Genomic DNA, 6,510 nt, shown 5'->3' on the forward strand with positions numbered 1-6,510 from the left:
GCTGTCCGCCTTTACGCCGTGATGGCCCTGGTCTCCGGAACCTGGTCCTCACTCACCGGCCTTCCGGATGAGCCCGAAAATGGTGGGGCAGCTCTGCCCGTGTCACCGGAGACAGAATACCAGCGCCGGCGTTACACCCTGACGCTTCAGAATGGCCGGAGTGGGGAACGGGTGGAAAGTGTGCTGACGGAAGCGTCATCCCGTCTGCGTGGCGATCTGCTGAGAAACCTGATTATCACCGGTCTTGCCCTCCACACGACGGCGCCGGAACTGCCGCGCCTGCTGGCCAGTATGCCAGTACCGCCCACCTCGGTCAGTGAGCTGCAGGCACTGGTTCAGCAGATGGCCGGCACCGCTGACGTGAGCAGGGCTGCAGCTGCAGTACCGGATACGCCGGCAACATCTGACGTGCCGGTGTCCGGGGCGGATACCCGGGAAATAAAGAAAAATATGCGGCGTGCATTCGGTGACTAACAGTACGAATCACATCCACTACTATACCGATTTCAAATGACTGGCATCCCCAGGGAGGTTCTCATGTCACCAGGATTCAGAAATGTTCTCCGTCTCGCCCGCATTCCCGTCGACAGCAGTGAACCGGTGCGCAGAAAATTTGGCAGCCGGCTGATTGGCATTGTGACGGTATGTCTGCTTCCGCTTCTGGTTTTCGACGTTCCGCAGTGGGTTTTCATTTTGTCGCAGATCATCTGGGGGGCGGGCGTCTATATTGGCCTGTCTGTGGCCGGGGATAAATCCCTGAACCGCTGATACAGATTTTCTGGTTGTTTGAAAAAAGAACAGTCTTATAAGTGTCTGTTCTCCCGTGCTTCTCCGTCGTTTGCCTTCAGGTTATCCACAGCCTTAAGCCCCGGATTTGTGGACAGGTACGCCGGTAATTCCCCGTTCGCCTGGAGTTAACGTAAGCCTGCCGCCCGCTGCCAGTGTCTCGCGTCCGGTCTGGTACGGGACGGGCGGTTTTTCCGCTCCGACCCGGCATCGTTGAGAGTGTGCGCCAGTCCCTCGCCCTTTTAAGGAACGCCCTTCAAGCCGCTTTCGCGGCATATCCTTGCCGTCCAAAAGACGGACGGCTGCGGTATTCCACGGTCGGCCTGACCCGTGACCGGACGCGATGAACAGGCAGCGTGCGGCAGGGAACGGTATCGCGGTGATGCCTCCTGCCCACGCTGACTATTCAGGATCTGCATATGCCGAACCGGTGCGCTAACCGGCTGACCTTCAGTGGAATACATCACGCCGATGAACTCAAAACGTGGGTGCGTGGCGAGCAATCGCCTCTGCCCGGACTGGATTATCAACAACATTGCACGCTTTGGCGGCTGAACAGGGGGCGGGCGGGAGACCGCCCGGAGACAGAATGGAAAAACGCATGACCGTGAAAGCCTTTATAGACCGTTTGTCGCAGTACCCCGACGACGCGCTGTGCTGCGGCACGTTCTGGCTGGCCGATGATTTTCTTTCACTGGACGGCTCGCTCACGGAAGGCGACATCGATGCAGCGATGGAGCGGGCGCAGGACAGTCATGATGCGAATGACGGATTTAACTGGAGCCACCTGCAGGCGGCGATTGATGAGGTAAAACGTGTATGAATACCTGGCTGGTCGGCTTTGCCGTTGAAATCAGCGGCGTGGAAATGATGGTGCATCACATGATATCAGCAACCGGCCTGGCGCAGGCTGAATCGGGCGCGATACAGATGGGCCGGACGTGGTGGGACAGTCTGCTGCTCGAGGATGACCGTCACCGCTGGCAATATCCGGATGGCGTGGTCTGGTTTAACAGCATCATCCTGCTCGATGACGTGGAGAGCAGTATCCTGCGCGGACTGAAGTTTCTGGATACGTGGGCAGTAACCGGTGTAACGGATACGCCCGGCCTCTGCGATGAGTACGGAAATGACTGGCGGGATATCACACGCTGACTTTCAACAAACAGGGCGCAATGCCCTGTTTTTAGCCCCTCTGATGCCGTCGCCTTTTCCGGCTCCGCTTTTCTTCCGCGACCGCCGGGCGGCGCGGGGGATGAACCTGCCGCCCGCTGCCAGTGTCTCGCGTCCGGTCTGGTACGGGACGGGCGGTTTTTCCGCTCAGGCCCGGCGTCGTTGAGAGTGTACGCCAGTCCCTCGCCCTTTTAAGGAACGCCCTTCAAGCCGCTTTCGCGGCATATCCTTGCCGTCCAAAAGACGGACGGCTGCGGTATTCCACGGTCGGCCTGACCCGTGACCGGACGCGATGAACAGGCAGCGTGCGGCAGGGAACGGTATCGCGGTGATGCCTCCTGCCCCCTCAGACTACAGGAGTGCTGCCATGTCCAGATTCATTCTCGGGAACTGTATTGATGTGATGCGCGGATTCCCCGACCGTGCCGTGGACCTTATTGTGACCGATCCGCCTTACCTCGTCGGTTTTAAGGACCGTCAGGGCAGACAGATTGCCGGGGATGTGACGGACGAATGGCTGCAACCGGCCACGCTGGAGATGTACCGCGTCCTTAAAAAAGACGCACTGATGGTGAGCTTCTACAGCTGGAACCGTGTGGACCGCTTTATGGCCGCGTGGAAGGCGGCAGGATTCTATGCCGTGGGCCAGCTTGTGTTCACCAAAAACTATGCCTCCAACCGTCGTAACGCCAGGGCCCGACGCGGATTTGTGGACTACTGCCATGAAGGGGCTTATGTCCTTGCCAAAGGCCGCCCCGTGCCGCCCCTTAAACCGCTGCCGGATGTGCTGCCCTTCCCGTATACCGGTAATACCCTGCATCCGACGCAGAAACCGGTGGAGGCGCTACAGCCGCTGATTGAGTCATTCAGCGCCCCGGGCGCGATTGTTCTCGACCCGTTTGCCGGAAGCGGTTCGACCTGCGTCGCTGCATACCGTGCCGGACGCCGCTATATCGGCATCGAAATGCTGGCGCAGTACCACCGGGCCGGAACCGAACGACTGGCCGCCATGCACCGGGCCGTAAATACCCCGGCGGCGAACGATGAATGGCTCCCGGAGGCCGCGTAATGAATTACGACGGACACGAAGCCCTGCGCCGCGATATGGCCGGGCTGGCGAACAATCTTTGCGACCTGAAAACCACCCTGAAAGTGCTGGAAGACACGTACCACTACCGGTACGACGGACTGGCGGAACGGCTTGCCGGTATCAGTCTGCGACGTCTCAGCGTCCTGATGGATGAGGCGTTCAATATTGCACTGATGCTCGATGAAAGCTTTCTGGATTGAGGAGAGAACATGTACGGAACCCGTGAAGATCTTTGCAGGATGCTGAATGAGCAATATCCCGCAGAAACCCCGCTGAACCTGATTATCTGGACCCCGGCGGATATTGAAGCACTGGCTGACGGGATGGAATATTCCTTTTCAGAACATGACGTAAGGGCAGTACTGGAACGCATGGACACTATACCGGAAGAACAACGGCTTGAGTCGGGCGTGTCAGCCGGCCTGGTGATGGCACTGATAGACCAGGTGAAAGAGAACGGGCAGAGGGTGACTGTGCCGGTTGACCTGCTTGAAACCCTGCTGATTACCGCCGAACAGGCATTGTGGGACAGGGAATGGACCGCACGGGATCGCAATCTCCCGGTGCCGGAAAGCGTAATGCGCCGCCTGGCGGATACAGCAAAAGTGCGGGCATTACTGAAAAGCTGACAGCAGATCGCCCCGCCACGCGGCGGGGTGATATAACCCGGACAGAGACGATAATGATGAAAAAAGAAACCCTTAACACGCTTATTCTGCGTCACGGCGACCGGATGCTGCGCCAGGCTGGCTGGCCCGACACTGTTGATATGGCGCCCGTCGCCCCCGAAACCGTACCCGGCTGGCTTGCCGCCTGCGGCTCTCTCAGTGGCGCGGAAATCCTCACGCTTACGGAACAGCTTTGTCAGCCGCTGACGTATGGCCGGGCAGCGTTGTTGCTCGCCAGCGCCCGGCGGCTGGCGGGAACCCCGGCTCGTCTGCATCTCTTTCCGGTGCAGGCATATCCGCATCCGGAGCGGCTGGCTGACTGTCAGGTTATCCGCCTGCCTTACGCTCAGGAGTGGCTGACGGCGGCGGAATGTGACGATCTGCTGGCCTTCCTGAAAGCCTCCCTCACGCAGATATCGGAAATCGTCCACCGGGATACGAAGCGCATCGCCGCCGCGCTGACGTCGTCCGTCAATCCCCGTCTGATGGACAGGCGGATCGGTGACTGGCGCTTGCTGGCCGTCGAGTATGATCATGATAACTGCCTGGACGAAGACGAAACCGACAGGCTGGATCAGGTCCTCGATGCCATTCTTATTCGCGATGCGCGATTCTGCCCGGTCCTGCTCACCCTGGTTAACGAGCGGGAGGAAACTATCAGGAGCGCAGGGGTTATCGCTGATCATCTGCGTTTTACGGACACTCCGGTCCGGCGCTGGTTTGATCGCCGGGTTTTAAGGGAAATGGTGAGAGAGGCCCGCGCCAGCAGAACTCAGGAGTGACAGCCCGGTGCGTCAGGGGAGGGGGATCCTCCCTTGTCAGCCTGCCGGCACAGGAGGTGTGGTGCGATAAGGATGTCGCCGTGCCGGCTCCGCGTCCACCCGGCCCGGTTTCCGGGCCTTTTGGGTGAACACAACCCTCTGTTATCGCCGTGCCGTGTGCTGGCTGTGCCGTGCCTTCACTTTAGCCCGGCAGCCGCAGAGGCTGGAGTTCGCTGGCGCCGCCATCCCCGGATAAGGCAGTCGCCGGCTTGCCGTTGCCGCCGGCTCCGCTTCACCCGGCCCCATCCCTCCGGTCCGTGGCCTTATTACTGCGTCTGTCGCGTTGCGACATCTGCTTCCGCTTTTCTCCCGGTGGTCAAAAAACGGGGGAGAGAAACCCTGTATTCAACCTCCTGCATCGCGACGGGTTGTGCCGTGCCTTCACTTTAGCCCGGCCGCTGCAGATGCAAGGGTGCGCTGACGCCGCCATCCTCGCCCGGTCGCAGTTTTTTTATGATGCTCGCCGTTCTTCCCGTCGTTTTCTCGCTCAGGTTTCGCTCGAAAACCGTCCAGACCAGCTTCGCGCTATATCTGCGCTGCGGCCTCCGGTGTCGCCCCTGCATCTTCCGCTTTTCGCCGGGCTGTCGTGTCGGCACGGCACAACCCGGTGCCGCAGTCTATGTGATTACGGAGGTTTATCCATGCAGTATGTGAATACATGCCCGGTCCTGAATGTTGAGGAGTCCGACCGCCTGTCTTTTATGCCGTACCTGTTCGGCACGGATTTCATGCTCGCGGAATTACAGGTGTACGCTCTGGCCAAAAAATGGATGCCCGGCTATGAGGGCGGCTTCTGGCATTTTATTCGCCTGCCGGAGGGGGGCGGCTACATGATGCCGGATTGTGGCCGGGTACATCTGGTCAGTAGCGAAAACTGGTTTGATCGCACTGTCAGCGCCGACGCGGCGGGCATTATTCTGACCAGCCTGGCGATTAATCGCCGTCTGGCGGCCCATCATGACAGCAGTAACCCGGCGCTGACTCGCCTTTATATGCTGCGTGATGCCCAGCTCTGGAATCACATCACCTTTCACCCCGAATGCAGTGCTATTTACGCCGCGCTGGACTGATTAACGACAGGGGCGGTTACACCGCCCCGCAGGGAGACAAAAATGACTTCATCAGTAACCGTTCCAGCCGTCTACGTGGGCACATATCACCAGTACAACGGCGGCAGTATTTTTGGCAAATGGTTTGATTTAACCGACTTCGACGACGAAGACGAATTTTATGACGCCTGCCGGGCGTTGCATGCCTCCGAGGATGACCCCGAGTTTATGTTTCAGGACTGGGAAGGGATCCCGTCTCAGTTTGCCTCTGAATCCTCTGTTAAGTGGGCGTTTATCGAGGCATTCCGGCAGGCGCAGGACGAAGGACGCGCTGCCGCGTTTGTGGCCTGGGCGGACTATACCGGCGAGTGCGACTATGACGCCTTTGATGAGGCGTATTGTGGCGAGGCTGAAAGCGAGGCGGATTTTGCTTATGGCTTTGTGGAGGATCACGGCCTGTTAAACGAGGTGCCTGAATCCCTGCGCGTCTATTTCGATTATGAGGCTTATGCGCGGGATCTGTTCAGCAGCGGCTATGTCTTCCATGAAGGCTATGTATTCAGCAACTGATTACTATCCGGCGGGGAAGCCCGCCGGTTAAGGAGAAAGCACATGAAACTTGCACCACAAAGCCGCGATATCCTGCGACAGTACAAAGCCCTGATTAATGCCCGCCGCCGCGATGCCGGTCAGCGGGAACTGACCACTGCGCAGGTGATGGATGAAATCTGCGAATACATGACCTGTCAGTGTGCCGTCTATATTGGCGGCCATTTCATTCTTCAGGGGGGAAAGGCACGATAAATCACAGGGCAGGGGGGAACCTCTGCCGCTTCCGGCCGCGCGAAAACCCGGGCAGGCTGCGCCTGCCGGAGAGAGACGTCGCCGCGCCTCCGGCGCCGCGCACTCCTCCTCTCCGTTGT

The 6,510-nt window shown here is 59.1% G+C and carries 10 protein-coding genes and 3 pseudogenes; all 13 read left to right on the forward strand.

Annotation, left to right across the window (positions count from 1 at the left end; genetic code table 11):
* Positions 1-474: plasmid partitioning/stability family protein (locus HMPREF1024_RS00575; RefSeq protein WP_009309992.1), on the forward strand; the 474-nt coding region annotated here is incomplete at its 5' end.
* 63 nt (positions 475-537) lie between these two features.
* Positions 538-768 carry a hypothetical protein gene (locus HMPREF1024_RS00570; protein ID WP_009309993.1) on the forward strand — a complete coding sequence of 77 codons (231 nt, stop codon included), beginning with the start codon at positions 538-540 and terminating at the stop codon, positions 766-768.
* Positions 769-963: 195 nt separating this feature from the next.
* Positions 964-1,133: pseudogene (locus tag HMPREF1024_RS31895) on the forward strand (hypothetical protein); the annotation flags it as partial.
* Positions 1,134-1,381: 248 nt separating this feature from the next.
* A pseudogene (locus HMPREF1024_RS00565) lies at positions 1,382-1,609 on the forward strand (hypothetical protein); the annotation flags it as partial.
* Positions 1,606-1,941 (forward strand): hypothetical protein, encoded by a 336-nt coding sequence (locus HMPREF1024_RS00560; RefSeq protein ID WP_004194745.1) that lies wholly within the window; start codon positions 1,606-1,608, stop codon positions 1,939-1,941. The pseudogene HMPREF1024_RS00565 and the gene HMPREF1024_RS00560, both read left to right, overlap by 4 nt.
* 144 nt (positions 1,942-2,085) lie before the next feature.
* Positions 2,086-2,255: pseudogene (locus HMPREF1024_RS31900) on the forward strand (hypothetical protein); the annotation flags it as partial.
* 71 nt (positions 2,256-2,326) lie between these two features.
* A complete protein-coding gene (locus HMPREF1024_RS00555) occupies positions 2,327-3,028 on the forward strand; it encodes a DNA methylase (protein WP_004152355.1) in 702 nt (233 codons plus the stop codon).
* On the forward strand, positions 3,028-3,249 hold the full coding sequence (locus HMPREF1024_RS00550; RefSeq protein WP_001568042.1) for a hypothetical protein: 222 nt from the start codon (positions 3,028-3,030) through the stop codon (positions 3,247-3,249). Before HMPREF1024_RS00555 ends, HMPREF1024_RS00550 begins: the two co-directional genes overlap by 1 nt.
* 9 nt (positions 3,250-3,258) lie before the next feature.
* Entirely contained in the window at positions 3,259-3,678 is a 420-nt protein-coding gene (locus HMPREF1024_RS00545; RefSeq protein ID WP_001568043.1) for a DUF1380 domain-containing protein, read from the forward strand.
* Positions 3,679-3,731: 53 nt separating this feature from the next.
* The gene (locus HMPREF1024_RS00540; RefSeq protein ID WP_009309997.1) at positions 3,732-4,499 is read left to right on the forward strand and encodes a hypothetical protein; all 768 of its coding nucleotides are present in this window, start codon (positions 3,732-3,734) and stop codon (positions 4,497-4,499) included.
* Between the two features lie 680 nt (positions 4,500-5,179).
* Positions 5,180-5,608: an antirestriction protein gene (locus tag HMPREF1024_RS00535; RefSeq protein WP_004152356.1), complete on the forward strand. Its 429-nt coding sequence runs from the start codon at positions 5,180-5,182 to the stop codon at positions 5,606-5,608.
* A gap of 42 nt (positions 5,609-5,650) precedes the next feature.
* A complete protein-coding gene (locus tag HMPREF1024_RS00530; protein ID WP_009309998.1) occupies positions 5,651-6,157 on the forward strand; it encodes an antirestriction protein ArdA in 507 nt (168 codons plus the stop codon).
* A gap of 42 nt (positions 6,158-6,199) precedes the next feature.
* The gene (locus HMPREF1024_RS00525) at positions 6,200-6,391 is read left to right on the forward strand and encodes a hypothetical protein (protein ID WP_001568047.1); all 192 of its coding nucleotides are present in this window, start codon (positions 6,200-6,202) and stop codon (positions 6,389-6,391) included.
* Positions 6,392-6,510: the final 119 nt, after the last annotated feature.

This window comes from Klebsiella sp. 4_1_44FAA, assembly GCF_000238715.1.
Classification (GTDB): Bacteria; Pseudomonadota; Gammaproteobacteria; order Enterobacterales; family Enterobacteriaceae; genus Klebsiella; species Klebsiella pneumoniae.

Coding starts and splice junctions, on each gene's coding strand:
- HMPREF1024_RS00570 (WP_009309993.1), top strand. CDS start 538: ATGTCACCAGGATTCAGAAATGTTCTCCGTCTCGCCCGCATTCCCGTC.
- HMPREF1024_RS00560 (WP_004194745.1), top strand. CDS start 1,606: ATGAATACCTGGCTGGTCGGCTTTGCCGTTGAAATCAGCGGCGTGGAA.
- HMPREF1024_RS00555 (WP_004152355.1), top strand. CDS start 2,327: ATGTCCAGATTCATTCTCGGGAACTGTATTGATGTGATGCGCGGATTC.
- HMPREF1024_RS00550 (WP_001568042.1), top strand. CDS start 3,028: ATGAATTACGACGGACACGAAGCCCTGCGCCGCGATATGGCCGGGCTG.
- HMPREF1024_RS00545 (WP_001568043.1), top strand. CDS start 3,259: ATGTACGGAACCCGTGAAGATCTTTGCAGGATGCTGAATGAGCAATAT.
- HMPREF1024_RS00540 (WP_009309997.1), top strand. CDS start 3,732: ATGATGAAAAAAGAAACCCTTAACACGCTTATTCTGCGTCACGGCGAC.
- HMPREF1024_RS00535 (WP_004152356.1), top strand. CDS start 5,180: ATGCAGTATGTGAATACATGCCCGGTCCTGAATGTTGAGGAGTCCGAC.
- HMPREF1024_RS00530 (WP_009309998.1), top strand. CDS start 5,651: ATGACTTCATCAGTAACCGTTCCAGCCGTCTACGTGGGCACATATCAC.
- HMPREF1024_RS00525 (WP_001568047.1), top strand. CDS start 6,200: ATGAAACTTGCACCACAAAGCCGCGATATCCTGCGACAGTACAAAGCC.